Below are 26,392 nucleotides of genomic sequence, written 5' to 3'. Positions count from 1 at the left end.
AATGAAGCGATACATCTTCCCGGTGGCGTTGGCGTTCAGTCTGATCGTCGGCAGTGCCTCGGTGCAGGCGTCGGAAGAGGGCGGCCTGCCGCCCGCCGGCACCAACGTGCAGGACCAGGCTTCGCTGCAGCGCGGTGCCAAGCTGTTCTTCAACTACTGCGTCGGCTGCCACTCGCTCAAGTACATGCGTTACGAGCGGATCGCCAGCGACCTGGGGTTGACCGAGGCCGAAGTGATGGAAAACCTCAATTTCACCGGCGCCAAGTTCGGTGAACCCGTGGTTTCCCACATGCCGGCGGACATGGCGGCCAAGTGGTTCGGCAAGGCACCGCCGGATCTTTCGCTGGAAGTGCGCGCCAAGGGCCCGGACTGGGTCAACGCGTACCTCAACTCGTTCTACCTGGACCCGAGCCGTCCGGTCGGCTGGAACAACACGGTATTCCCGAACGCGTCGATGCCGTTCCCGCTGTGGGAATTGCAGGGCCTGCAGACGGCGGTGATGACCGAGGCCAAGCCGGGCGAGGACGCCAGGGTCGAGAAGCTGGTGCTGTCGCAGCCGGGCAAGCTGACGCCGGCCCAGTTCCAGCAGGCCAGTCGCGACCTGACCACGTTCCTGGAATATGCCTCCGAGCCGGCGGCGCTGGAGCGTCACCATTACGGCATCTGGGTGCTGCTGTTCCTGGCGTTCTTCACCTTGCTGGCAGCCATGCTGAAGAAGGAATACTGGAAGGACGTTCACTGAAGCTCGATGGCATCAACCGACTGCGGCGGCCACGAGCCGCCGCAGTCGTCTCACCGATGGGGAATTGCGCATGGTCCCAAGCGCTCGCTCGCGTACCGTATTGACGCTCTACACCACCGCCGATGACGTGCAATGTCATCGCGCCCGGCTGGTTCTTGCCGCCAAGGGGGTCAGCTACGAACGCGTCCTGGTTGATCCGGCACGTCCTCCCGAGGACCTGATCGACCTCAATCCCTACGCCAGCACGCCGACCCTGGTCGATCGCGACCTGACCCTGTTCGATACCTCGGTGGTCTGCGAGTACCTCGACGAACGCTACCCGCATCCACCGCTGATGCCGATCGATCCGCAGTCGCGGGCGCGGCTGCGCGTGGCGGCCGTGCGCATCGAGAAGGACTGGCTGGTCGAGGTCGACATCATCCGTGCCGGTGGCCGGCCGGCGGACGCGGCCCGCAAGCGCCTGCGCGAGCACCTGCTGGCTTCCGTGCCGCTGTTCAAGGCGGCGAAGTTCTTCCTCAATCCCGAAATGAGCCTGGCCGATTGCCTGGTGGCGCCGGTCATCTGGCGACTGCCGTGGCTGGGCGTGGATCTGGGCAGGGAAGGCAAGCCGCTGATCGATTACGGCGAGCGGTTGTTTCACAGTCAGGGTTTTGCGCGCAGCATGACCGATCAGGAAAAGGCGATGCGGCAGGACCATGAGCAAGAATGAAGTAGTGCCAATGACGTCCAATCGGCCGTATCTGCTGCGGGCGATCTACGACTGGATCAGTGACAACGAACTGACCCCCTACATCCTGGTGGATGCGACGTTTGCCGGCGTGCGGGTGCCGCCGCAGGTGATCAAGAACGGCCAGGTCGTGCTGAACCTGGCGATGCGGGCGGTGGCGAACCTCGACCTGGGCAATGACTGGATCAGCTTCCAGGCGCGTTTCTCCGGTGTCAGCCAGTCCATCCAGATCCCGGTGCTGGCCGTGCTGGCGCTGTACGCGCAGGAGAACGGCCAGGGCATGATGTTCCCCGCCGACGAGGAGGGTGGCGACCCGCCGCCGTCCGCGCCCGAGCCGGACGACAGCACGCCGGGCACCGGCGGCGCCGAGGATGCGGGTTCCAAGCCGAAGCGCAGCGCGCCGCATCTGCGGGTGGTGAAGTAGCGCGGAGGATTCACGGTCCCGCGCCGTCGGGGCGTGGGGCAGGCGGGCCAGTGTGACCGCCGGTCAGTTCAGGCGGTCAATCTTGCGTGGGCGCAGCGGCACCACGTTGTCGGTCCGGTTGGCCGGGGCCTCGTGGGGCTGCAGTTCGATCACCGGGAGGCTGAGGCCGCTGAGGCTGTTTCCCAGCATCCACAGCCGGCACGGCTCGCGATCGTGGCCGTCGATGCTCACCTCGAAACCGTAGCAGCGTTCGACCCGCAGCAGGCCATCGACCCGGCGCAGCCGCAGGGCGCGCAGCCCGACCGTTTCATCGAGCAGTTGCAGGCCGTGTTGCTCGCACTGGCGCCGGGCCTCCAGCACCGCCCGCTCGCGGGCAGTGCTGAGCTTCAGCCACGCGGCCACGATGGCGACAAGGCCAAGCAGCAGCAGGAGGTTGAAGACGTCGCTCATGCCTTCAGTGTGTGGGTGCCGCCGACCCAGTGCAAGCCGCCGGAGCCGATGGCCCCGGCCGGCGCTCCGGTCAGTCCAGTTGCAGGCGCAGCGACAGGTCGACGGCGTGCACGTGCTTGGTCAGCGCGCCGACCGAGATGAAGTCCACGCCGGTGCGGGCGTATTCGCCGATCGTCCCCAGGTCGACGTTGCCGGAGACCTCCAGCGCCACCCGGCCGGCGGTACGGCTCACCGCTTCATGCATGTCCGCCAGCGTGAAGTTGTCCAGCATGACGCGGTCCACGCCGGCCTCGAGGGCCAGTTCCAGCTCGTCGAGGTTCTCCACCTCGATCTCCAGCAGCAGGCTGGAATGCGAGCGACGCGCCGCCGCGACGGCGGCGGCAATGCTGCCGGCGGCGATGATGTGGTTTTCCTTGATCAGGATCGCGTCGTACAGCCCGATGCGGTGGTTGTGGCCACCGCCGCAACGCACCGCGTATTTCTGGGCGATCCGCAGGCCCGGGATGGTCTTGCGGGTATCCAGCACGCGCGTGCCGGTGCCGGCCACCGCTGCCACGTAGCTTGCGGTGAGGGTGGCGGTGGCGGAAAGCAGCTGCAGGAAGTTCAGCGCCGAACGTTCGGCGGTGACCAGCGAGCGGGCATGGCCGGAAAGCCGGCAGATCACCGTGCCCGGCGCCACGCGCTCACCATCACGGACCTGCCAGTCGATCCGCACCGCGGGGTCCATGCGGCGGAAACAGGCGTCGAACCAGGCCGTGCCGGCGATCACGGCATCGTCGCGGCAAGTCAGGACCGCATGGGCCTGGGCATCGACGGGAAGAAGGTCCGCCGTCGCGTCGCCCGCGCCGAGATCCTCGGCGAGGGCACGTTCGATATCCAGGGCAATCTGATCGGCGGCAGGTGGCGTGAGCGGTGACGGCTGGGTCATTCGGCGGTGGTATCTGCGGGGGCCGGGTGGTCGGGCTGGCTGAGCTTGCCCACGATCGCGCTCATCGCCCGGTCGAACAGCGCGTTCGCGGCGAGCACGCGGGCGTGGCCATCGGTCATCAGCCCGGTCAGCTCCTGCGGCGAGTAGTCGGCCACTTTCAGGCCACGCCGGTTGACGAACAGGTAGCGGCCGCTCATCGGGCTGATCCAGGACAGCTTGGCGCGGGTCATGGCCTCGTCGGGCAGGCAGAACTCCAGCCAGGTGCCGGGTTGCAGCGCCAGCACCTGATGCCATTCCGGGCTGTCCAGCGGAACCTCGGCGACCTCTTCCTCCAGTTCGTCCTGCTGCGCATTGCGGCTTTCGACGATGGGCTGGATGTTGTCGGGGATCGCCAGCATCGCGGCGTCTTCCTCGACGGTGACGACCTCGGCCGGACCGAGCGTTTCGCCCAGTTGCTGACGGTAGTACGTGTGCAGCTGCGCCAGCAGGCGCTCCACGTCCTGTTCCTGGAACGCCACGTTGGCCAGGCCCTGCCGCAACGCCCGCTCGATGCCCGGAAGCATCTGGCGCAGCACCTGCTGGCTCTGGGCATCGTGTGGCGTGCGCGTGCTGGCGATGAATTCGTCGATGAAGCGCAGGGCGCTCTTGAAGGCGGGCGAATCCTCGCCTTCGCGCAACAGGGTGAGCACCAGGTGGTTGGCCCAGGCCCGCGCCAGCACGCCGTGCACCAGCGGCGGCAACTTGTTCTCGCCGATGCGATCGAGGATCTCGCGGGCGGCGCGACGGCGCGCCTGCTCGAGCTTCTCGCGGCCCCGGGTGGACTCGGCCACGCGCTGCTCGGCCAGTTCGGAACGCCGCTTGTTGGCATCCTGGAACTGCTGCAGATCGACCAGCAGGCGGTCGAAGATGCCCATGTCATCGTCGAAATCGTGCAGCAGCTGGTCGACGATCCATTTCACCTTGTCGTGCAGGCGCTGGTCGCGGTCGGATTCCTGCGACCAGCCCTTGGCCTGCTCGGCCAGGCAATCGAGCAGCCGCCGCGCAGGATGCTGGCGATGGGCGAACAGCTTGCGGTCGAGGATCGCCGCCTTGAGATAGGGGATCTGCAGGCGCGCCAGCATCACCTGCATCGCGGCAGGCAGGTTGCGGTCTTCCAGGATGAATTCGAACAACATGCCGACCAGGTCGATGGTGTCTTCATCGATGGTGGCGACGTGGCTGGGCTTCTCGCCACGCAGGGCGCCGAGCTGGGTCAGCAACTGGCCCTTCAGCTGCAGCACCTCACGGCTCAGTTCCGCGGCATCATCCGGTTGCGCGTGCGGCAGCGGACCGGCGGTCGCGATCTGGCTCTGCAGCACGCTCAAGGCACCGAGCAACTCGTTGGCCGACGGCAGCGGGCCGCTGGGCAGGTTCGCCGCGCCCAGGCCGACGCCGGCGTGCGGGCGCCGCGCGCTGAACAGGGCATGCAGGGTCTGCAGCAGGTCGCTCGGGATATCGCCGGCCTCGTCGGCGCCACCGCTGGCGGAATCCGTGCCCGCGGCCAGGGCGCTGGCCGCCCCCGACTTGGCGCCGCTGCGGGTGATCTCGTGGCGCAGTTGCGGCAACACGCCGGCGCGCACCAGCTCGGTGTTGATGTCCTGGTAAAGATCTTCGAGGCAGGACAGCACGTAGCGATCGAACAGCTTGTAGATGATCAGCTTGACGCGCATGTCGGCGCTGAGTTCGTGCAGGGCCTGCCGGAAGGCTTGCGCCAGCACGGCCGGCCCCACCGGATTGCCCGCATCGTCCACCTTGTGGCCGCCGCAGATGACCGACAGCCGCTGGTTGACCGAGAACAGGTCGCGCGAAAGCCGCGATTCGTTCTTGCCGATCATGCTGGTGATTGCCAGCGATTCTTCCAGTTCGTTGTCCGCTACCAGCGAAAGTTCAACGCCACCGAGCGGTGACGGCGCGTTCATCGATTCGGTCTTGGGCGGATGGGCCAGCTCGGCAATGTTGCGGCTTACCGCGCCGAGGAAGCTGCGCTCCACCGCCGGCCGGCGCTTGCGCACCTCGCGCATGCCGTCGAAATAGTGCATCTGGGTGGCATTGTTCTCGGCCTTTTCGGCCAGGTCGAACAGGGCGTCGTCGACGTGCTCGAACGCATTGCCGGTCCACTGCTGCAAGTGCTTGCCGGCGATGTTGCGCACCGCACTCAGCAATTCGCCCACGCGTTCACTGGCCGGGTCCATGCGCTGGCTCAGGTTGACGACTCGGGACGTATCGGTGGCTTCATTCATCGCCAAACCCCTGGAACATGGCGTGCGGCAGGACCCACAATGGATCGCGCAGGTGCTGACGATAAGCGAAATGACGCCCCCGTGTCATGCGCGGTCCGGCGTTTCAGGCCGGTGCTGCGGCCTCAGGCCGCAGGGAAATCGGCCAGTTGCAGCGTGCCGATGCCTTCTTCGGGCAGCATGACCGGAATGCCGTCCTCGACCCGGTAGATCACCTTGCCGTCCGTGGTGATCAGGCCTTCGCTGACCCGCTGGCCCACCGCCACGCCGGCTACGGTGTCGACCTTGCCGCTGCCGATGCCCTCGTTCAGTGCCTCGAGTTCACGCTTGCTCAGGGGACGCAACGGAGTTTTGCTGACCGGGCAGCACAGAATGTCTAGCAGGCGCTTGTCCATGGTTCGCTTGGGTGTGCCGGGGTGGAGAAAGCCCGTACAATAGCCGTTTTTGGGCATTCCGGCCATGACAGGAACAAGCATGCAGCCGCGCGTCGGCGTCGTGATGGGCTCGCGCTCGGACTGGGAAACCATGCAGCACGCGGTCGACGTGCTGACCGAACTGGGCGTTGCCCATGAGGTCAGGGTGGTCTCCGCGCACCGCACGCCGGACCTGTTGTTCAGCTACGCGGAACAGGCGGCGGCCCGCGGCATCCAGGTGGTGGTCGCCGGCGCCGGTGGCGCCGCCCATCTGCCGGGCATGCTGGCGGCCAAGACCCGCCTGCCGGTATTCGGTGTGCCGGTCCAGTCGAAGGCGCTCAACGGCATGGATTCCCTGCTGTCGATCGCCCAGATGCCGGCCGGCATCCCGGTCGGAACGCTGGCCATCGGTCGCGCCGGTGCGGTGAACGCAGGCCTGCTGGCAGCGGCGGTGCTGGCCCTGCACGATCCTTCCCTGGCGACGGCGCTGGAGAACTGGCGGCAGCGCCAGACCCAGGCCGTGCTGGAACAGCCGGACCCGCGTCAATGAGCGAGCGGCAGCAGCCCGTGCTGGGCGTACTCGGTGGTGGCCAGCTGGCGCGCATGCTGGCACTGGCGGCGGCGCCGCTGGGAGTGAAGTCGCTTGTGGTGGACAGCGCGGCCGACGCCTGCGCAGGCCAGGTCGCGCCGCTGGTGGTGGCCGACTGGACCGACTACGCGGCGCTGGAGAAGTTTGCCGCGCAGGTGGATGTGGTGACCTTCGATTTCGAGAACGTGCCCGCCGAGACCGCGCACTGGCTGGCCGAGCGCGTGGCGGTGTTTCCCGCGCCGCAGGCGCTGGCAGTGGCGCAGGATCGACTGGCGGAGAAAACCCTGTTCCGCGAATGCGGTTTGCCCACGCCCGATTTCATGACGGTGGACACCCGTGAGCAGCTGGACCAGGCCCTGGTCCGGGTCGGCGCGCCGGCCATCCTGAAAACGCGGCGGCTTGGCTATGACGGCAAGGGCCAGTTCCGCTTGCGTGAGGCAGCCGATGCCGACGCGGCCTGGGCGGCGCTCGGCGCACAGGCACCGGCCCATGGACTGATCCTGGAAGCCTTCGTGCCGTTCGAACGCGAGCTGTCGGTGCTTGCCGTGCGCGGCCGCGACGGTGACTTCCGCACCTGGCCGCTGACCCGCAACTGGCATGTCGACGGCGTGCTGTCGATGAGCCTGGCGCCGGCGCCGGACATCGACGTGCTGCAGGGGCGCGCCACCGAACTGGCCCGCATCCTGGCCGAACGGCTGGGTTATGTGGGGGTGTTCGCGCTGGAGCTGTTCGTCAGGGATGGCGAGTTGCTCGGCAACGAAATGGCGCCGCGGGTACACAACTCCGGGCACTGGACGATCGAGGGTGCCCGCACCAGCCAGTTCGAGAACCACGTGCGGGCCGTGCTCGGCATGCCGCTGGGTGATACCGGTGCGCGCGGCGTGTCGGCGATGTTCAACTGGATCGGTGAGTTGCCCGAGCCGGTCGGCGTGCTGGGGACCCTCGATGCGCATTGGCACGATTACGGCAAGCAGGCACGACCCGGACGCAAGGTGGGACACGCCACCGTATGCGCCGACGAGGCGGCCGTGCTGGCCATGCGGCTGGCGGACATGGCGGACACGATGGGACGTCAGGCGCAGGCGCGTCCGGCCATCGAGGCGTTGTCCTAAAGGCTGCAGTCCGAAACCCGGCGACCTGGCCGAACGCCCATGCCGGCCAGGCATGTCATTCGCCTTCTTCCCGATATTCCCGCTGCCCGACGGCACGTCGGATTGCCGGCCCGAGCGACGTGCGCTGCGCGCCGTCGGGGCCATTCATCATTCCAGGAACTCCCATGTCCCTTTCGCTCGCCCAGGCGAAGAGCAACACGCTGTCCGGTCTCACGGTGGCCTTCGCGCTGGTGCCCGAGGCGATCGCCTTTGCGGTGATCGCCCACGTCAATCCGCTGACGGGCTTGTATGCAGCCTTCATGATGTGCCTGATCACCGCAGTGCTGGGTGGCCGGCCCGGAATGATTTCCGGAGCCACCGGTGCGATCGCGGTGGTGGTCGTGGCGCTGGTGGTGCAGCACGGCGTGCAATACCTGTTTGCCGCCGTGGTGCTGATGGGCCTGCTGCAGTTGCTGTTCGGTGCATTGCGGCTGGGCAAGTTCATCCGCATGGTGCCGCACCCGGTGATGCTGGGCTTCGTCAACGGTCTGGCGATCGTGATCTTCCTGGCCCAGATGCCGCACTTCCAGCAGCATGGCCAGTGGATTGCCGGCCGCGCGCTGTGGGTGATGCTCGGCTTGGTCGCGCTGGCGATCGTGATCATCTACCTGCTGCCGCGGCTGACCCGGGCGGTGCCTTCGGCGCTGGTGGCGATCCTGGCGGTTGCGGTGCTGACCAATGCTTTCGGCATCGAAACCCGCACGGTGGGCGATCTCGCCTCGATCAGGGGCGGCTTGCCCAGCTTCCACCTCCCTGATGTTCCATGGACTTTCGATACGCTGCGCATCGTGTTCCCGTACGCGCTGATCATGGCCATGGTCGGGCTGATCGAGTCGTTGCTGACCCTGAACCTGATCGACGAGATGACCGATACCCGCGGCAAGCCGAACCGCGAATGCCTGGCGCAGGGCACGGCGAACGTGGTGACCGGCCTGTTCGGCGGCATGGGCGGCTGCGCCATGATCGGGCAGAGCATGATCAACGTCGGTGCCGGCGCGACGCATCGCCTGTCCGGCATCGTTGCCGGCCTGGGCCTGCTCAGCTTCATCCTGTTCGGCTCGGCGCTGATCGAACGGATTCCCCTGGCGGCACTGATCGGGGTGATGTTCGTGGTGTCGGCGAAGACCTTCGCCTGGGGCAGCGTGCGCGTGCTGGGCAAGGTGCCGCGCGCAGATGCGCTGGTGATCGTGGCGGTCACCGTGGTGACCATCTTCACCGACCTGGCGCTGGCGGTGCTGCTGGGCGTGGTGATCTCGGCGCTGGTATTCGCCTGGCAGCACGCCAGTCAGATCGAGGTGGACACGCACACCGATGCGCAAGGCCGCCGCATCTACGAGCTGAAGGGCACGCTTTTCTTCGCCTCGACCCGCAATTTCCAGAACCTGTTCAATCCCAAAGATGACCCGCAGCAGGTGATCGTGGAATTCGGCCGGGCCAGGGTGATGGATCACTCCGCCATCGAGGCCATCGATACGCTGGCCGAGCGCTATCAGAAGCTCGGCAAGCGATTGCAGCTGCGCCACCTGAGTCCGGATTGCGCCGAGTTGCTGCTGAAGGCGGGCAGCATGATCGAATCGAACGCCGCCGAAGACCCGCACTACCACCTGGCCGATGATCGGCTCGGTTGATCGGGGTTTCGCGCGGGCATGAAAAAAGCGGAGCCGCTGGCGGCCCCGCTTCCCGTTTTCAGCTGGCCGGACTTCAGGCGAGGTTCTTTGCCGCGAAGTCCCAGTTCACCAGGTTCCAGAACGCTTCCAGATACTTCGGGCGGGCGTTGCGGTAGTCGATGTAATAGGCGTGTTCCCATACGTCGGCGGTGAACAGCGGCTTGTCGGTGCCGGTGATCGGCGTGGCCGCGTTCGAGGTGTTGACGATGCCCAGCGAACCGTCCTGGCGCTGCACCAGCCAGGTCCAGCCGGAGCCGAAGTTGCCAGCGGCGGACTTGCTGAATTCCTCCTTGAACTTGTCGACCGAGCCGAACGCCTTGTTGATCGCGTCGGCCAGCTTGCCGCCGGGTTCGCCGCCACCTTTCGGGCTCATCGAATTCCAGTAGAACGTGTGGTTCCAGATCTGAGCGGCATTGTTGAACACGCCACCGGACGACTTGCGGATGATGTCCTCGAGCGGTGCGTCGGCAAACTCGGTGCCTTCGATCAGCTTGTTGAGGTTGGTCACGTAGGCCTGGTGATGCTTGCCGTAGTGGAAGTCCAGCGTTTCAGCGGAGATGTGCGGCTCCAGCGCGTTCTTTTCATACGGAAGCGGGGGAAGTTCGATCGCCATGTTGAGGCTCCTTGACGTTGGCTGGGAAAAAGGTCGGCGCAGCGGACGGCAGCCGACGGCTGGCTGATACAATAGCGCTCTGCCTGCATTGTAAAGATGAATCACCGAACTATGGACATCAACGAGCAAATCAGGGCGATGCTGGCCGCGCATCCCATCGTGCTTTTCATGAAAGGCACGCCGGAGTTTCCGATGTGCGGCTTTTCGTCTCGCGCCGCGAAGGCGTTGACGGAAGCCGGCGCGGTGTTCCAGGCGGTGAACGTGCTGGCCGATCCGCGCATACGCGCGGCGTTGCCGCACTTTTCCAACTGGCCCACGTTTCCGCAGTTGTTCATCCAGGGCGAGTTGATCGGCGGTTGCGACATCATCGAGGAGCTGAAGGCTGCCGGCGAACTGTCGCGCATGGCCAGCGACGTTGCCGGAGTCGCGCTTTGAGCATGCTGCCTTTTTCCCGCCTGCCCGATCACTGGCAGCCCGCCAGCGATACCCTGGCCGGCCGCGTGGTGCTGGTCACCGGCGCCTACGGTGGCCTCGGCGGGGCGGTGTCGCGAGCCGCGGCGCGTGCGGGCGCCACCGTCGTCATCACCGGCAAGCGCAAGCGCCAGCTCGAGCAACTCTACGACGCGATGCTCGCCGAGGGCCTGGCCGAGCCGGTGATCCACCCGCTGGACATGGAAGTGGCCACGCCGAAGGACTATGCCGCGCTGGCCGAAGGGCTGGAGCGCGACTTCGGTCGCCTCGATGGCATCGTGCACGCCGCCGTGAGTTTCGGCGGCCTCACGCCGATCACCATGCACAAGCCGGACGCCTGGCTGCGCGCGATGCATGTCAACGTCAACGCACCGTTCGCGCTGACCCAGGCCTGCCTGCCGCTGCTGACCCAGGCCGATGACAGTGCCGTGGTGTTCGTGCTGGACGACCCCGAGTTGCTGCAGCGCGCGCACTGGGGCGGTTACGGCGCATCGAAGGCGGCGCTGGAGCGTTTCGCGGCGATCCTCCACGAGGAAACCGACACCGGTCCGCTGCGGGTGCATGCCTTGTTGCCGGCGCCGATGCGCACGGCGCTGCGGCAGCTGGCTTACTTCGGCGAAGACCTGCTGCAGCGACCGTTGCCGGATGCCACCGCCGCCGCGGCGATCCACCTGTTGGGCGCGCGGGGCGCCCCGGCCCGCGGCACGATACTGGACCTGCGGGCCGGCTGATCGGCAGCAGGTCCACCGAAAGGGCGCCACACCGGCGTCGATCAAACATGGAGTCGAGATGGAAGCGCAGATGACCACCTTGTCCGCGGGCATCCTGCTGTTCCTGATCATGGACCCGCTGGGCAATATCCCGCTGTTCCTCAGCCTGCTGAAGGACGTACCGCCCAAGCGCCGCCGCCACGTGATGGTGCGCGAGCTGCTGATCGCGCTGGGCGTGTTGCTGGCGTTCCTGTTCGGCGGCCAGTACATCCTGCATCTTCTGCAGCTCAGGCAGGAGTCGATCAGCATCGCCGGCGGCATCGTGCTGTTCCTGATCGGCATCCGCATGGTATTCCCGCCCGCTGATGGCGGCGGCATCTTCGGCAAGTCCGGTGGCGGCGAGCCGTTCATCGTGCCGATGGCGATACCCGGCGTGGCCGGCCCCTCGGCGATGGCGGCGCTGCTGCTTCTGACCAATACCCAACCCGGCCGCACCGCAGACTGGGTTCTGGCCCTGCTGCTGGCATGGCTCGCCACCGCGCTGATCCTGCTCAGCTCGACCTATCTGTTCCGCTGGCTCGGCGAGAGCGTGCTGACGGCGCTGGAGCGCGTGATGGGCATGTTGCTGATCGCGCTTTCGGTGCAGATGTTCATGGCTGGCGTGGCCTCGTTCCTGCACGCGAGCACCTGAGCTTTCGCCCCTGCCGCGAGCTGTTTCAGCGCGGCGACGGGGCGCGTTGATCCCGCGAGATCGACATCCGGCAGGTGTGCGCCAAACCGCGGCAAACATTCTCCGTTCGGTATAGGCGCGTCCCTGGATAAGGTGTCGCACGACGGCCATGGCGATCCCGGGAAAGGTCGCCATGTGACTGATTCGAAAGGCTTCGTGCTCGCATCAGGAGGAGAGGTTCGCCGCGCCGGGGTGACGTGTAAACGTTACAAAAATGTCATACAATGACGTTACAATCATTTAACAAAGCCGCGGACGGGTTGGTCCAGCGTGCTGGAGTTCTTGCGGTTCTGCTGTTTTTCGAACCGCGCAAATCAATTGGGGTTGCAGATCGTGTCGATGTTGCCTGGCCTGCGCCGGGCGGAGTCACGTTTTTGACCTTCAAACCTGAGTTTCCTTTTCGTTGCGAGCCTGAGGGTCGATCAAGAATGAATAACCGAATTCGCACCAAACTCCTTCCGTTTGCCATTGCCTCGTTGCTGGCAGCGTCGGTGCCTGCCATGGCGCAGGACACCTCCTCCTCGATCAGCGGCCGCGTGCTCGACGCCAACGGCCAGCCGGTCGCCGGCGCCACCGTGCAGATCGTGCATGAGCCGTCGGGCACCACCAAGATCACCACCACCGGTCCGGATGGCCGTTACTCCTCGCAGGGTCTGCGCGTGGGCGGTCCGTTCGACGTGACCGTCTCCAAGGCCGGCATGGCGCAGGCGGAACAGGACAACGTCTATCTGCAGCTGGCTCAGGAAACCCCGGTCAATCTGACGATGGGCGGCGCCAGTGAGCAGGCAGCCACCAACCTCAGCGGCGTCACCGTGTCGGCCAACTCGCTGGCCCAGACTTTTTCGGCTGACAACAAGGGCATCTCGACCAACGTGTCGAGCCGCGAAATCGAAGCCACCCCGACGCCGGATCGCTCGATCCAGAACATCGTGCGCCTCGATCCGCGCATCGTGGTCACCGATCGCGCCGCCGGTTCGTTCTCGGCGATCGGCCAGAACAGCCGCTACAACAACATCACCGTCGATTCGGTCAGCGCGAACGATCCGTTCGGCCTGAACGCGAACGGCCTGCCGACCCTGTCCACGCCGATTTCGCAGGACACGATCGAGGAATACAACATCTCCACCGCGAACTATGACGTGGCGACCCGCCGCGGCGTGGGCGCCGTGGTGAATGCGGTGACCAAGAGCGGCACCAACGATTTCCATGGTTCGGTCTACTACGTATTCCAGAACCAGAACATGATCGGCAAGAACGAAAGCGACACCAAGTTCAACGGCTTCGATCGCCAGTGGACCGGCGGCGCCACCGTTGGTGGCCCGATCATCAAGGACAAGCTGTTCTTCTTCATCTCGGCCGAGAAGAGCAAGCAGATCGGTTCGGGCAGCCCCTACGGTGCGGAAGGCAGCGGCGCCAGCGTCATCGTGGACGGCCTCACCCCGGACATGATCCAGCAGGTGCGCGACATCGCCGCCAGCAAGTACGGCATCACCGACATCGGCTCCGCGGGCGGTGGCAACACCGACCTGGAAGACAAGCGCTATCTGGGCAAGATCGACTGGAACATCAGCGACAGCCATCGCGCCAGCTTCACCTTCAGCCAGACCAAGGAAAGCAAGCCGACCATCGGCGGCACGAGCTCCAAGCTGGTGCTGTCCAGCGGCTGGTACAACTCGGACACCAAGAACACCAGCTACGCGCTGCACTTCTACGATGACTGGTCCGATTCGTTCTCGACCGACACCACCATTTCGTACGCGAAGTTCCACAAGGGCAACAGCCCGGTGGCGGGTGGCGACCTGCCGGACATCACCATCTATCCGGTCGGTTACAGCGACGGCGCGCAGGTGGAATTCGGCACCAACTATTCGTACCAGGCCAACATCCTGGACGTGAAGACGCTGAACGCCGCCTGGGCGGGCACGTACTACGCGGGTGACCACACCATCAAGGGCGGTTTCGACTACGAGCGCGACACCACCTACAACCTGTTCCTGCAGAACTATTTCGGCAGCTACACGTTCGAGGATGGCAATGGCCTGAGCGGTCTTGAGAACTTCGCGAATGGCGATTACTACCAGTACCGTTACAGCCGCCCGGCCGATGGCCTGAGCCTGAATGACGTTGCCGCCAACTTCGAGCTCAAGCAGTGGGGCGTGTTCCTGCAGGACACCTGGCAGGTCACCAACAACCTGTCGGTCCAGTACGGTGTCCGCGTCGACATCCCGCTGATGAGCGACAAGCCCATCTACAACCCGCTGTTCGCAGCGGCGCCGGGCACCAATCCGGTGACTGGTGCTGCCACCGGCGGTTTTGGTCGTACCAACCAGACCACGATCAACGGCAACCGCGTGGTGCAGCCGCGCCTGTCGTTCAACTACAACTTCGACACCGAGCATCTGACCCAGTTGCGCGGTGGCGCGGGCCTGTTCATCTCCAACCCGCCCGGCGTGTGGATCGGCAATATCTTCTCCAACTCGGGCGCCACGCAGACCCAGTTCAACTGTGGCCCGACGCAGAAGGCTCCGTGCAACACGAACCTGCCGGCGTTCAGCCCGGATGCGCACAACCAGAACGACGGCGTGGTCGGTTCGGGGCAGCAGACGGTCAACACCGTGTCGCCGGGCTTCCGTCTGCCGAGCGTGTGGAAGTTCAGCGTGGGCATGGACAAGGAGCTGCCGTGGTGGGGCCTGATCGCCACCGCCGACTACCAGCACATCAAGGTGCGTGACGCGATCTACTATCAGAACATGAACATCGGTGCTCCCACCGGTGTGCTGCCGGATGGTCGCTTCACCTACTACAAGAACCCGACCAAGGATCCGCGTGCGTCGGGTCAGCAGTCGCGTTACCTCGCCAATGGCGCCTTCTCCGACGGCACCATCAACCTGGCCAACAGCAGCCGCGGCAGTGCGGACAGCCTGGCGCTGTCGTTGAAGAAGCCGTTCTCGACCGACTGGTCGGGTATGGTGGGCTTCACCTGGAGCCGCGCCACGGAAGTGAACCCGGGTACCAGCAGCGTCGCCCGTTCGAACTACGTCAACAACTACGTGTTCAACCCGAACGAGGACAAGGCGAGCCCGTCGAGCTACTCGATCCCGCGCCGCGTGATCGCCGGCCTGAACTGGCAGCATCGCTTCTTCGGCGATTACGCCACCAGCGCCAGCGTGTTCTATGACGGCCACAATGCCTCGCCGTACAGCTGGACCTTCGGCAACGATGCCAATGGTGACGGCTTCAGCAACGACCTGGCCTTCATCCCGAACCCGGGCCAGGTGTCGTTCCGTGCCAACACCGATCCCAAGCTGATCCAGCAGTTCTACGACTACATCAAGGCGAACGACTACCTGAAGGATCATCAGGGTGGCCCCGCCGGCCGCAATGGCGATCACGCAGGCTGGCTCAACCAGATCGACCTGAGCTTCAGTCAGGAAATCCCCGGCCTGTTCAAGGGCAACAAGGGCAAGATCAAGCTCGACGTCTACAACTTCACCAACCTGCTGAACAAGCATTGGGGTATCGAGAAGCGCGCCAACTTCCCGGGCTACCGCAACCTGGCCGACTTCTATGGCGTGGATGCCGACGGCAAGTACATCTACGACATCTCCGGCTCCAAGTACATCCACGATGGCAGCTACAGCCCGGAGCAGGTGCCGACCTCGACCTTCCCGAGCGATCTGGCTCAGCGTTGGGCGGTGCAGCTGACGGTGAAGTACACGTTCTGATCCGTTCCCGGGTCTGAAACGCAACCGGCGCCCGCGAGGGCGCCGGTTTTTTTATGCTTGACCATATCGTGGTTCACGCAGGAAGCTAACAGGTCGGCCGCGATGGAGCGGCCATGGAGAAGCAATCGAATGAATGACACTTACAAGGGCGCGCCAGCCAGAACCGGCGTCGTGAGCGCCCGCATTTCGCCGATCGGTGGCCTGGACGTGCTCTCGCGCCATGAAGTGGCGCGCCTGCGCGGTGCCAGCGGCTCCGGTCTGCACGCACTGCTGCGGCGCTGTGCGCTGGCGGTGCTGACCTCCGGCAACATCAGCGACGACCCGCGGGCGATCCTCGAGCAGTACCCCGATTTCGACATCCAGGTGCTGCAGCAGGATCGCGGCATGAAGATCGAGCTGACCAACGCGCCGGCGCAGGCCTTCGTGGACGGCCAGATCATCCGCGGCATCAACGAATTGCTGGTCGCGGTGGTGCGCGACATCGTCTACGTGTCGACCCAGCTGGAGCAGGTCGGCTTCGACCTGGACGAATCCGCGGGGCTGACCCAGGGCGTATTCGAGATCCTGCGCAACGCGCGCATCCTGAAACCGCAGGTGGATCCGAACCTGGTGGTGTGCTGGGGCGGCCACTCGATCTCGCGCGAGGAGTACGACTACACCAAGCTGGTCGGTTACCAGCTCGGCCTGCGCGGGCTGGACATCTGCACCGGCTGCGGCCCGGGCGCGATGAAGGGGCCGATGAAGGGCGCCACGATCTCGCACGCGAAGCAGCGCCGCCGGCACAACCGCTACATCGGGATCACCGAGCCGGGCATCATCGCGGCCGAGTCGCCGAACCCGATCGTCAACCACCTGGTGATCATGCCGGACATCGAGAAGCGGCTGGAGGCCTTCGTGCGCCTCGGGCACGGCATCATCGTGTTCCCCGGTGGCGTCGGCACCGCCGAGGAAATCCTGTACCTGCTGGGCATCCTGCTGCACCCGGACAACGCCGGCACGCCGTTCCCGCTGATCTTCACCGGGCCGCGCCAGTCGGCCGCCTATTTCGAGCAGATCGACCGTTTCCTGCGGCTGAGCCTGGGCGACGAGGTGGCGCAGCACTACCAGATCATCGTGGACGATCCGCAGGAAGTGGCGCGCACCATGATCAAGGGCCTGGACAAGGTGCGCCACAACCGGCTCGACACCAAGGACGCGTTCTTCTTCAACTGGGCGCTGCAGATTCCACTGGAGTTCCAGCAGCCGTTCCGGCCCACCCACGAGGCGATGCGTGCACTGCAGATCCGGCATGGCCGGCCGTTGCACGAGCTGGCCGCGGACCTGCGCCGCGCGTTTTCCGGCATCGTCGCGGGCAACGTGAAGGAGGAGGGCGTGCAGGCGATCGAGAAGAACGGGCCGTTCGACATCGACGGCGATGCCGACATCATGCGTGCGCTGGACAAGCTGTTGCAGGCCTTCGTGGCACAGCACCGCATGAAGCTTCCCGGCGGCAGCGCGTACGAGCCGTGCTACCGGGTGCTCGGTGCCTGAAGAAAAAGTGGCAGGAATCGCCGGTGATGTCTTGACAGCCAGCGGCCTGCTCAGCAAACTACGCAGCTCACGCCCGAATAGCTCAGCTGGTTAGAGCACTTGACTGTTAATCAGGGGGTCGTTGGTTCGAGTCCAACTTCGGGCGCCAAATGCAAACAGGGGTCGGCAGTGATGCCGGCCCCTGTTCTTTTTGCGGAACGCAAACCGGCGCGCCGCCGGGGCAGTGCGACGACATGACCGGCGGGCCGGGCCGCAGAGGCGGCCGGCATTGCGTATCATCGCGGGGTATTCGCAGCGCGCCGGTGGCGGTATGCCGACATCAGCGCGCCTGGTCCGATTCGCGCGATTTGCAAGGTCTCCCATGCGCCGCAACAACCCGGCAGGCCGCCTGCCCGAGCCACCGAATCCGATTGCCGACGACGGCGACGAAACCCATTTCTGTCGCACCTGCGCGTTTTCCGGCGCCTGCATTGCCGAAGGCTATGGCAAGCCAGAGCTGCTGGAACTCCATTGCCTGGTCGAGCACGTCGGGCCGTTTCATGCCGGCGAGCACGTCTTCCGCACCGGCGATCCGTTCCGCTCCATCTTTGCGGTGCGCGCCGGCACGGTGAAGACCAGCATGGTCGACGCCGAGGGCCACGAGCAGGTGCTGGGCTTCTATCTGCCGGGTGAGGTGATCGGCCTCAATGCGATCTATCCGGACCACTTCCCCTGCGATGCGGTGGCGCTGGACACCGCCTACTTCTGCCGCTTCTCGTTCCCCGCGATGAGCGCGCTGGCCACGCGCATGCCGGCGGTGCAGCAGCGCCTGTTCAGCCTGATCAGCAAGGAGCTGGGCATGGCCACCCTGCTGGCCGGCGATCACAACGCCGACGCGCGCATGGCGGCGTTCCTCACCGATCTTGCGCGGCGTTACGAGGAGCGGGGCTTCTCCGGCACGCGCTTCCACCTGAGCATGTCGCGCGGCGACATCGCCAACTATCTGCGCCTGGCCGCGGAAACCGTGAGTCGCGTGCTCAGCCGTTTCCGCCAGCAGGAACTGATCGAACTGGAAGGTCGCGAGCTGGTGTTGCGTGATCCCGAGCGCCTGCAGCAGCTCGGCAGGAACCTGCTTCCGCGCTGAGCGATTTTCGGTGCCTGTGGCGGCTTGACGCACGCGCAGTTTTCCATCGACAAAGATGACTTGCGTCAAGCGCGGTTCGTGACCTCTCCCTACGATTTCATCCAGAAACCACAGGGAGAAACCCATGTCACGTTCGTTGTTACTCGTTCTTGCCGCGGCGGGTGCGTTGACGCTGGCCGGCTGTTCGGGCAAGTCGTCTTCGGTCTCGCCGGTGGGGGAGGTGGCCGCCAGCCCGGCCGCGGTCGCCGCCACCCACGGCGACTTCGGCCCGCCCCAGGGCGAACCGATCCACGCGGTGCTGACCAGCCCGCCGCACGTGCCGCCACCGCTGAAGCGCAACTACCCGGCGAAGGTCATCGTCGAGCTGGAAGTGGTCGAGAAGGAGATGCCGATCTCCGAAGGCGTCAGCTACACCTTCTGGACCTTCGGCGGCACCGTGCCGGGCAGCTTCATCCGGGTGCGCCAGGGCGACACGGTGGAGTTCCACCTGAAGAACGCGCCGGACAGCAAGATGCCGCACAACATCGACCTGCACGGGGTGACCGGTCCGGGCGGCGGCGCGGCCTCCAGCTTCACCGCGCCGGGCCACGAATCGCAGTTCACCTTCAAGGCGCTGAACCAGGGCATCTTCGTCTACCACTGCGCCACCGCGCCGGTGGGCATGCACATCGCCAACGGCATGTACGGCCTGATCCTGGTCGAGCCACCGGAGGGCCTCAGCCCGGTCGACCACGAGTACTACGTGATGCAGGGCGACTTCTACACCACCGGCAAGTACCGGCAGAAGGGCCTGCAGCCGTTCGACATGGAAAAGGCGATCGACGAGAACCCGACCTATGTGCTGTTCAACGGCAAGGAAGGCGCGCTCACCGGCGACAACGCGCTGACCGCCAAGACCAACGAGACGGTGCGCCTGTTCGTGGGCAACGGCGGTCCGAACCTGGTGTCGAGCTTCCACGTGATCGGCGAGATCTTCGACAAGGTGCAACCCGAGGGCGGCACCATCGCGCAGCACAATGTGCAGACCACGCTGATCCCGTCCGGCGGCGCGGCCACGGTGGAATTCCACACCGACGTGCCGGGCAGCTACGTGCTGGTCGACCACTCGATCTTCCGCGCCTTCAACAAGGGCGCGCTGGGCATCCTCAAGGTGGACGGCCCGGAAGACAAGTCGATCTACTCGGGCAAGGAAGTGGACGCGGTGTACCTGGGCGATCGCTCGGAGCCGAACCTGAAGGCGGTGACCACGGCAGCCAAGGCGCATGCGGCCGGCACGCTGACCAAGGAGGAGCAGATCGCCGCGGGCAAGCAGCTGTTCACCGGCACCTGTTCGGTCTGCCACCAGGCGAACGGCGAAGGCCTGGCCAACGTGTTCCCGCCGCTGGCGAAGTCGGACTTCCTGGCGGCCGATCCGAAGCGGGCGATGACCATCGTCACCCACGGCCTGACCGGCAAGATCACGGTGAACGGCCACGAGTACGACTCGGTGATGCCGCCGATGAGCCAGCTCAACGACGACGAGGTGGCCAACATCCTGACCTACGTGCTGAACAGCTGGGGCAACCCGGGCGGCCAGATCAGCAAGGACGAGGTAGCCAAGGCACGTGCCGCGGCGGTACCGGCCGCACCTGCCGAACACTGATGCCGAAACGAAATATCGGTATGGCCGTCCATACGGCCATACCGTATCGACCGGTGAGCAACGCCATCCGCATGGACGGCGTTGTTGCATGGGTGGACTGCGCGGCGCGTTGTCACAGTGGTGGCATCCCTTGCCATGACTTGACCGAAGTCAGGTCGGGTGCGTCGTCGCGGGCAGAGACTCCCGCCAACTACAAGGGAGCAACGCGATGAAGCACACGAGAAACCGTCTTTCCATGGCCTGCCTGCTGGCCATCGTGGCCATGCCGGCCTGGGCCGCGGGCGAATCCGCCCATGCCTTGCCGGCCACCACGTCGGCCACGCCTTCGCTGCAACTGGAGTGGGATGCCCGCCTGCGCCATGAAGGCGTCGATGACGATGCGTTCACCCGCAACGCGAGCGCCGACACCTTGCGCCTGCGGCTCGGCCTGCATGCGGAATTCGGCCACGGCTGGAGCGGCCTGCTGGAAGGCGCTGGCGTGGCCAGCGCCGGCGATCGCTACAACAGCGGCGCGAACGGACAGAGCCGGTATCCGGCGGTGACCGATCCCAAGGGCAGCGAGTTCAACCAGTACTGGGTACGCTGGCAGGGCAGCCAGTTCGCCGCGACGGTGGGTCGCCAGCGGCTGCTCGTCGACAACCAGCGCTGGATCGGCAACAGCGGCTGGCGCCAGCACGAACAGACCTTCGATGCCGTCGCCCTGCAATGGCAACCGTGGTCCGCGTTGACGGTGAACTACGACTGGCTCGACCGCGTGCATCGGGTGGCCGGCGATGATGCGCTGAATCCGCTGGCCCGCGAGCGCAAGCTGAATACCAATCTGCTCAACGTGGCGTGGACGCGAGGCACGCAGCAGTTCACCGGTTACGCCTACCTGCACGATGACCGCGACGTCGCCAGCGCTTCCAGCGCCACCTATGGCCTGCGCTGGAACGGCAAGGCCTTGCGCGATGGCAACGGACTGGGCTGGACGGTGGAGGGCGCGCGGCAATACGAGCATGCCGACAATCCGCTGAACTTTGCACACAGCTACTGGCTGCTTGAACCGAGCTGGACGCAATCCGGCATCACCGCGAAGCTGGGCTGGGAACACCTGGGCGGCAACGGCCTGCATGCGCTGCAGACGCCGCTGGCCACGCTGCATGCGTTCAATGGCTGGAACGACCAGTTCAACGTGACGCCGGCCGGTGGGCTCGACGATCGCTACGTGGGCGTCAACGGCAACTTCGGTCGCGCCGGCCTTGCCAGCAAGCTGGCGTGGACCGTGGTGTGGCACGACTATCGCGCCGATCGTGGCGGCCGTTACGGCAGCGAATGGGATGCGTCGCTGGCGTTCCCGCTGGCAAGCGGACTCAGCGGCCTGGTCAAGCTGGGCAACTACCAGGCGGACGGCTTCGGTCGCGACAGCGCCAAGGTGTGGTTGCAGCTGGAATGGCGTGGCCAGCATGGCTTGGCCGGCGCACGCTGAGACGACTGGCGGTGAGCTGCGGGCGGGTTGACCCAGGTCAGCGCGTCCGCAGCGCATCCGCGGTCTGATGGCGACATGCAGAACACCCCTTCCACCGTGTGCGGCGTCGCTGACGCGCCGCTGCTCGAACTCGATCTGCGCGACCTGCCGTCGCCGCAACCGATGATGCGCGCGTTGGCCGCCGCCGACGCGTTGCGTCCGGGTCAGGCCGTGCAGGTGCTGACGCCCTTGCTGCCCACACCGCTGCTCGACCTGCTGCAGGCCCGCGGATGGCCGGCAACCGCAACGCTGCTCGCCGGCGGCGGTGCCCGCGTGCTGATCCGCTGTCCGCTCGGCGATGACGAAGCTGCGGCTTGACCGGGCGCCGGCCGCGCCGCTGCCGCTGCGCTTCCTGCTCACGGTGCCGTTGTGGGGCGTGCTGGCCGGCGTGCTGCTGATCGTCGACGGCGATGCCGCGCTGCGGACGCGCTGGAGTCCGGCCACCCTGGCACTGGTGCACGCGTTTACCCTCGGCGTGCTGGGCAATGCGATGTTCGGCAGCATCCTGCAGTTTCTTCCCGCGGCCGCTGGCGTGACGCTGCGCGGTGGCGAGCGATCGGGCCGGTGGCTGCATGGCCTGTTCAACGTCGGCGTGCTGCTGCTGGTGGCCGGCATGCACCAGCGCTGGCCTTTCGGCCTGATGACTGCGGCGATGGTCCTGCCGGCTGCCTTCGTCGTGCTGGCGCTGATGGTCGTGCCCGAGCTGCTGGCGGCGGCCGGACAGCGCCTGCTGCGTGCGGGCTTCGGCGTGGCGCTGGCGTCCGCACTCGTCACCGCCGTGCTCGGTGCCGTGCTTGCGCTGGGCCTGGCGGGGCGCCTCGCCGTTCCACTGACGGCGTGGACCGACGTGCATGCCAGCTGGGGCGTGCTGGGCTGGATCGTGGTGCTGCTGGCCACCGTGGCGCGCGTGGTGATGCCGATGTTCCAGGGCACCGGCAGCGTGCCCGAAGTGGCGCAGGCGACGTGGCTGGCTGGTGTGGTCGTGGTGCTCGTGGCTGTTGCCGGCCTGCGCGCAGGCGGCGCGGTGGCCGGCGTCTTTGCCGCGCCCGTGCTGATCTTCGCCGGCGCCGGCCTGTGGCTGCAGTGGCGCGCGCCGCGGTTGCGCCGGGGACCGCTGGTGGACAGCTGGCGTGCAGGGCTGATCGCGCTGGCATGCGCCGCGCTGGCCTTGCCGATCGTGCCCGGCGGCATGCTCGCCGCCAGCGTGGGGCTGGGCCTGGCGCTGCCCTTGCTGGTGACCGCGATGATGCTGGAGATCGTGCCCTTCATCGGCTGGATCGCATTGCATCGCCACTGCGGTCGCGGCATCCAGCTGCCCGGCGTGCAGCGCCTGCTGCCCGAGGCGGACAAGCGTCGCGTCCTGCTGGCCCAGCCGCTGCTGCTGTCGTTGCCGGTGGCGATGGTCTGGCCGTCCACATCGCTGGCACGCGTGGCCGGCGTGGCGCTGGTGCTGGTGTGGTCGTTGACGGGCTGGACCCTGCTCGGCGCGGGCCGTCGTGCCGAGCATTTTCTGCGCTCGCTGGAGAAGTCGCGATGAATGTTTCGACAGGAGAGGGGGCCGTGATGCCCGGCGCCGGACGTTTCGCGCTTGCCCGCGTACGTGCGGCGATCGATCGCGTCGACGATGGCCTGATCGTGTTGCTGGCCACGCGTCGGCGGCTCGCCGCCATGGCTGGCCGGTTGAAGCCACGCAGCGGTGTGCCGTCGCGTGACCTGTTGCGCGAGCAACAGGTTCGTCGTCGCACGCAGGGGCTGGCGCGTCGACTGCAACTGCCGGCGGACACCGCGGCGCGGGTGGTGAACCTGGCGATCGCCGATGCCTGCGCGCGGCAAGGCCTCGTCGTTGACCTGGGTCAAGGCGTCCACGCCGCCGATCCACGCATGATGCCGCCCACCATGCGCATGCCTCCAGCTCCTGCTTCCATCACGCCGCGCCTGCTGCGCGCGCTGCCGCCGCCGCAACGCGTGGCGCCACTGTTGCGCGTCCTGCCGCTGCGCTGGCAGCAGTGCCTGCTGGAAGCGGCGATGCAGCGCGTGCTGGCCACGCCGATCCGCGACGGCTCGCTGGAGTTCATGCGCGGCCGTCGGCTGGCCATCGAGGTCAGCGACCTGTGCCTGCGCTGGGTGCTGACGCTGGAAGGTGATCGCCTGCAGGTGGTCGACGACGAACCCGAGGCCAGCGTGCGCGGCAGCGCCACCAACCTGCTGTTGCTGGCCGGCCGGCTGGAAGATGCCGATACGCTGTTCTTCCAGCGCGCGCTGGACCTCACCGGCGATACCGAACTTGGCCTCACCGCACGCAACCTGCTGGAGCGGCTGCCGTGGGAATCGGTGCCGCTGGGCCTGCGCATCGCGCTCAATCGCGGTGCCCGGTTCGCCCGCGCGGCGCGTGCGGCGCATCGTGGCGAGTACGCCTGACGCTTCGTTCCTTTCCTCGGCAGCGATCACCATGACTGACCTCGCAAACCTGCCCGTGCCGGTCTGGCGCGACGAACTCGAACACGACTACGCGGCGCTGGCCGAGCGGCTGGAGCCGCTGGTGCCATGCCTGGAAATTCCGTTGCACCTGCCGTGGATCGACGCGATCAACCGGCTGAAGAAGCAGCGCGGCGCGGTGATCATGGCGCACAGCTATCAGTCGCCGGAGATCTTCCACGGCGTGGCCGACATCACCGGTGACTCGCTGGGGCTGGCCCAGGCCGCGGCGGAGTGCGATGCCGACCTGATCGTGCTGTGCGGCGTGCACTTCATGGCCGAGACCGCGAAGATCCTGGCGCCGCACAAGACCGTGCTGCTGCCCGACCTCGAAGCCGGCTGCTCGCTGGCCTCCTCGATCACCGCCGCCGACGTGCGTGCATTGCGCGCGCAGCATCCGGGTGTGCCGGTGGTGAGCTACGCCAATACCTCGGCCGCGGTGAAGGCGGAGTCCGATGCGATCTGCACCTCGGCCAACGCCGTGCAGGTGGTGGAGGCGATGGGCGCGCCGAATGTGATCTTCCTGCCCGACGAATTCCTCGGCCGCCACGTGGCCAGGCAGACGAAGGTGGAAATCATCCTGTGGCACGGCCGCTGCGAAGTGCACGAGCGCTTCACCGCGCAGGAAGTGCGGCACGTGCGCGAGCAGTTCGGCACCCGCGTGGTGGCGCATCCGGAGTGCTCGCCCGAGGTGCTGGCCGAGGCCGACTTCGTCGGCTCCACCACCGCCATGGGCAAGTGGCTGGCCCGCGAAAGGCCGGCGCGCGTGGCGATGGTCACCGAGTGCTCGATGGCCGACAACCTGAAGTCGCAGTTCCCGCAGACCGAGTTCATCAAGCCGTGCAACCTGTGTCCGCACATGCAGCGGATCACCTTGCAGAGCATCTACGCCTGCCTGCGCGACCTGCGCCATGCGATCGAGATCCCCGCCGACGTCAGCCAGCGGGCCCGCGCGGCGCTGGAACGCATGCTCGCCGTCGGGCGGCGCGAACGCGTGTGAGGCACGCACGGCTGCCGATCGTGGTGGTGGGCAGCGGCGTCGCCGGGCTGGCGACGGCGCTGGCCGCGGCGCCCGCGCCGGTGCGCCTGCTGTGTCGCGCCCATGACGGCTGCGGCAGCGCCAGTGCGCTGGCCCAGGGCGGCATCGCCGCGGCGCTCGATCCGCGCGACAGCCCCGCCGCCCACGCGCACGACACGCTGGTGGCCGGGGCGCAGCACAACGACGAGGCGATGGTGCAGTGGCTGACCGCCGAGGCGCCCGCGGCGATTGCCTGGCTGCAGGCGCAGGGCGTGGCGTTCGATCGCGATGCGCAGGGTGGTCTGCAGCTGGGCCGCGAAGGCGGCCACGGCGCCGCCCGCATCGTGCATGCCGGCGGCGATGCCAGCGGCGCGGCCCTGGTGCAGGCCTTGCGCGCACGGGCGCAGGCGGCCGCGCATGTGCAATGGCGCGGCGGCGTCGATGTCGATGCCTTGCTGCTGCGCGAAGGCCGCGTGGTCGGCGTGCGCACCTGCGACGAGCGGGGCCGGCATGAGCAGGTGGAGGCGTCGGCCGTGGTGCTGGCCACCGGCGGGATCGGCGCGTTGTATGCCCGCAGCAGCAACCCGGCGGGCGCCGATGGCGCGGGGCTGGCGCTGGGGCTGGCCGCCGGCGCCGCGGCGCGCGACCTGGAATTCGTGCAGTTCCATCCCACCGCGCTGGAGGTGGCGGGTCATCGGCTGCCGCTGATCACCGAGGCCTTGCGTGGTGCCGGCGCCCGCCTGCTCGACGCCGCCGGCAACGCGCTGATGGCCGGCGTGCATCCGCTGGGCGACCTGGCGCCACGCGACGTGGTGTCGCGGCGCGTGGCCGCGGTGCAGGCGGCCGGAGCACGTGTCCGCCTCGATGCGACCGGTGTCGACGGCGACTGGGAGCGGCGTTTCCCCACCGTGCTGGCGGCCTGCCTGGCGCATGGCTTCGATCCCCGCAAGGTCACCCTGCCGGTGACGCCGGTGGCGCATTTCCACATGGGCGGGCTGGCCACCGACGCGGACGGGCGCAGCAGCGTGCCGGGCCTGTACGCGGTGGGCGAGGTGGCCTGCAACGGCGTGCACGGCGCCAACCGGCTGGCCAGCAATTCGCTGCTGGAAGGCGTGGTCTGCGGCCGTCGCCTGGGCGAAGGGCTGAGCCACGCGGGGGAAGCCGTGGTGGCGGGGCCGACGCGCGTGGTCGAGCGCGGCCCGGGCCTGCCGCCGGCCGAGCTGGCCGTGCTGCGCGAGCTGCTGTGGCAGGCGGGCGGCCCGATCCGTGAAGCCCGTTCGCTGCGCGATGCGTGGCACGCCTGCGCGGTGCTGGCCGAGGCCGGCTGGCAGGCGCAACTGGGCAAGGCGCTGTTGCGCGCGATGCGCCTGCGCACGCGCTCGCTGGGCGCGCACTGGCGGGAAGATCGTGGCTGTCCGTCCTGACACGCCGCCCGCTACCACGACGGCATTTCAGTGCGCACGCGTACGGCATCGCGTTGA

At 66.9% G+C, this 26,392-nt stretch carries 24 protein-coding genes and 1 tRNA gene; 20 read left to right on the top strand and 5 right to left on the bottom strand.

Annotated features, from left to right (window positions below; all coding sequences use genetic code 11):
• Position 1 precedes the first annotated feature (1 nt).
• From I6J77_RS12615 to I6J77_RS12605, 3 genes are all read left to right on the top strand, one after another.
• Complete coding sequence (locus tag I6J77_RS12615; protein ID WP_056717310.1) at positions 2 to 742, top strand: cytochrome c1; 741 nt, start codon at positions 2 to 4, stop codon at positions 740 to 742.
• Between the two features lie 70 nt (positions 743 to 812).
• Complete coding sequence (locus tag I6J77_RS12610; RefSeq protein ID WP_007807971.1) at positions 813 to 1,451, top strand: glutathione S-transferase N-terminal domain-containing protein; 639 nt, start codon at positions 813 to 815, stop codon at positions 1,449 to 1,451.
• On the top strand, positions 1,438 to 1,893 hold the full coding sequence (locus I6J77_RS12605) for a ClpXP protease specificity-enhancing factor (protein WP_056717309.1): 456 nt from the start codon (positions 1,438 to 1,440) through the stop codon (positions 1,891 to 1,893). Before I6J77_RS12610 ends, I6J77_RS12605 begins: the two co-directional genes overlap by 14 nt.
• Before the next feature lie 63 nt (positions 1,894 to 1,956).
• Here I6J77_RS12605 and I6J77_RS12600 read toward each other — a convergent pair whose 3' ends face one another.
• The 4 genes from I6J77_RS12600 to I6J77_RS12585 all read right to left on the bottom strand — a co-directional run bounded on the left by I6J77_RS12600 (position 1,957) and on the right by I6J77_RS12585 (position 5,942).
• Complete coding sequence (locus I6J77_RS12600; RefSeq protein ID WP_204109254.1) at positions 1,957 to 2,343, bottom strand: DUF3301 domain-containing protein; 387 nt, start codon at positions 2,341 to 2,343, stop codon at positions 1,957 to 1,959.
• A gap of 70 nt (positions 2,344 to 2,413) precedes the next feature.
• Positions 2,414 to 3,271, bottom strand: a complete 858-nt coding sequence (gene nadC / locus I6J77_RS12595) for a carboxylating nicotinate-nucleotide diphosphorylase (RefSeq protein ID WP_204109253.1) — start codon at positions 3,269 to 3,271, stop codon at positions 2,414 to 2,416.
• Positions 3,268 to 5,550, bottom strand: a complete 2,283-nt coding sequence (locus I6J77_RS12590) for a DUF1631 domain-containing protein (protein ID WP_204109252.1) — start codon at positions 5,548 to 5,550, stop codon at positions 3,268 to 3,270. The genes nadC and I6J77_RS12590 overlap by 4 nt, the downstream gene beginning before the upstream one ends.
• Positions 5,551 to 5,672: 122 nt before the next feature.
• Positions 5,673 to 5,942: a Trm112 family protein gene (locus I6J77_RS12585; protein ID WP_056717306.1), complete on the bottom strand. Its 270-nt coding sequence runs from the start codon at positions 5,940 to 5,942 to the stop codon at positions 5,673 to 5,675.
• 64 nt (positions 5,943 to 6,006) lie between these two features.
• Here I6J77_RS12585 and purE point away from each other — a divergent pair, with 64 nt between their 5' ends.
• The 3 genes from purE (at position 6,007) to I6J77_RS12570 (ending at position 9,328) form a co-directional block, all read left to right on the top strand.
• Complete coding sequence (gene purE, locus I6J77_RS12580) at positions 6,007 to 6,510, top strand: 5-(carboxyamino)imidazole ribonucleotide mutase (protein ID WP_056717305.1); 504 nt, start codon at positions 6,007 to 6,009, stop codon at positions 6,508 to 6,510.
• Positions 6,507 to 7,661 (top strand): 5-(carboxyamino)imidazole ribonucleotide synthase, encoded by a 1,155-nt coding sequence (locus I6J77_RS12575; RefSeq protein ID WP_204109251.1) that lies wholly within the window; start codon positions 6,507 to 6,509, stop codon positions 7,659 to 7,661. Before purE ends, I6J77_RS12575 begins: the two co-directional genes overlap by 4 nt.
• 164 nt (positions 7,662 to 7,825) lie before the next feature.
• The gene (locus I6J77_RS12570) at positions 7,826 to 9,328 is read left to right on the top strand and encodes a SulP family inorganic anion transporter (RefSeq protein WP_204109250.1); all 1,503 of its coding nucleotides are present in this window, start codon (positions 7,826 to 7,828) and stop codon (positions 9,326 to 9,328) included.
• 73 nt (positions 9,329 to 9,401) lie between these two features.
• On the opposite strand, the gene I6J77_RS12565 is transcribed toward I6J77_RS12570, so the two are convergent.
• Positions 9,402 to 9,980 carry a superoxide dismutase gene (locus I6J77_RS12565; RefSeq protein ID WP_007807983.1) on the bottom strand — a complete coding sequence of 193 codons (579 nt, stop codon included), beginning with the start codon at positions 9,978 to 9,980 and terminating at the stop codon, positions 9,402 to 9,404.
• A gap of 111 nt (positions 9,981 to 10,091) precedes the next feature.
• Here I6J77_RS12565 and grxD point away from each other — a divergent pair, with 111 nt between their 5' ends.
• The 14 genes from grxD (at position 10,092) to I6J77_RS12495 (ending at position 26,335) form a co-directional block, all read left to right on the top strand.
• Entirely contained in the window at positions 10,092 to 10,415 is a 324-nt protein-coding gene (grxD, locus tag I6J77_RS12560) for a Grx4 family monothiol glutaredoxin (RefSeq protein WP_007807984.1), read from the top strand.
• Positions 10,412 to 11,182, top strand: a complete 771-nt coding sequence (locus I6J77_RS12555) for an SDR family NAD(P)-dependent oxidoreductase (RefSeq protein WP_204109249.1) — start codon at positions 10,412 to 10,414, stop codon at positions 11,180 to 11,182. Before grxD ends, I6J77_RS12555 begins: the two co-directional genes overlap by 4 nt.
• A gap of 70 nt (positions 11,183 to 11,252) precedes the next feature.
• On the top strand, positions 11,253 to 11,852 hold the full coding sequence (locus tag I6J77_RS12550) for a YhgN family NAAT transporter (protein ID WP_056717347.1): 600 nt from the start codon (positions 11,253 to 11,255) through the stop codon (positions 11,850 to 11,852).
• Between the two features lie 467 nt (positions 11,853 to 12,319).
• Positions 12,320 to 15,616, top strand: a complete 3,297-nt coding sequence (locus I6J77_RS12545) for a TonB-dependent receptor (RefSeq protein ID WP_204109248.1) — start codon at positions 12,320 to 12,322, stop codon at positions 15,614 to 15,616.
• A 129-nt stretch (positions 15,617 to 15,745) separates the two neighbouring features.
• Entirely contained in the window at positions 15,746 to 17,146 is a 1,401-nt protein-coding gene (ppnN, locus tag I6J77_RS12540) for a nucleotide 5'-monophosphate nucleosidase PpnN (protein WP_056717299.1), read from the top strand.
• A gap of 71 nt (positions 17,147 to 17,217) precedes the next feature.
• Positions 17,218 to 17,294 (top strand) — tRNA-Asn (locus I6J77_RS12535).
• 213 nt (positions 17,295 to 17,507) lie between these two features.
• A complete protein-coding gene (locus I6J77_RS12530; protein WP_007807994.1) occupies positions 17,508 to 18,269 on the top strand; it encodes a helix-turn-helix domain-containing protein in 762 nt (253 codons plus the stop codon).
• A 124-nt stretch (positions 18,270 to 18,393) separates the two neighbouring features.
• Positions 18,394 to 19,911 carry a copper-containing nitrite reductase gene (gene nirK, locus I6J77_RS12525; protein ID WP_204109247.1) on the top strand — a complete coding sequence of 506 codons (1,518 nt, stop codon included), beginning with the start codon at positions 18,394 to 18,396 and terminating at the stop codon, positions 19,909 to 19,911.
• 208 nt (positions 19,912 to 20,119) lie between these two features.
• Positions 20,120 to 21,379 (top strand): alginate export family protein, encoded by a 1,260-nt coding sequence (locus I6J77_RS12520; RefSeq protein ID WP_204109246.1) that lies wholly within the window; start codon positions 20,120 to 20,122, stop codon positions 21,377 to 21,379.
• A 75-nt stretch (positions 21,380 to 21,454) separates the two neighbouring features.
• Positions 21,455 to 21,736, top strand: a complete 282-nt coding sequence (locus I6J77_RS12515; protein ID WP_056717133.1) for a DUF2249 domain-containing protein — start codon at positions 21,455 to 21,457, stop codon at positions 21,734 to 21,736.
• A complete protein-coding gene (locus I6J77_RS12510) occupies positions 21,717 to 22,955 on the top strand; it encodes a hypothetical protein (protein WP_204109245.1) in 1,239 nt (412 codons plus the stop codon). The genes I6J77_RS12515 and I6J77_RS12510 overlap by 20 nt, the downstream gene beginning before the upstream one ends.
• 26 nt (positions 22,956 to 22,981) lie before the next feature.
• Positions 22,982 to 23,836, top strand: coding sequence for an SCP2 sterol-binding domain-containing protein (locus I6J77_RS12505; RefSeq protein ID WP_239309283.1), 855 nt, complete (start codon positions 22,982 to 22,984; stop codon positions 23,834 to 23,836).
• A 31-nt stretch (positions 23,837 to 23,867) separates the two neighbouring features.
• Entirely contained in the window at positions 23,868 to 24,893 is a 1,026-nt protein-coding gene (gene nadA / locus I6J77_RS12500; RefSeq protein ID WP_204109243.1) for a quinolinate synthase NadA, read from the top strand.
• On the top strand, positions 24,890 to 26,335 hold the full coding sequence (locus I6J77_RS12495; protein ID WP_204109242.1) for an L-aspartate oxidase: 1,446 nt from the start codon (positions 24,890 to 24,892) through the stop codon (positions 26,333 to 26,335). Before nadA ends, I6J77_RS12495 begins: the two co-directional genes overlap by 4 nt.
• Positions 26,336 to 26,392: the final 57 nt, after the last annotated feature.

Source organism: Rhodanobacter sp. FDAARGOS 1247, assembly GCF_016889805.1.
In the GTDB taxonomy this organism is placed as follows: domain Bacteria; phylum Pseudomonadota; class Gammaproteobacteria; order Xanthomonadales; family Rhodanobacteraceae; genus Rhodanobacter.
Note: the sequence above shows the minus strand (reverse complement) of the source record. Positions and strands in the feature narration are given on the sequence as shown.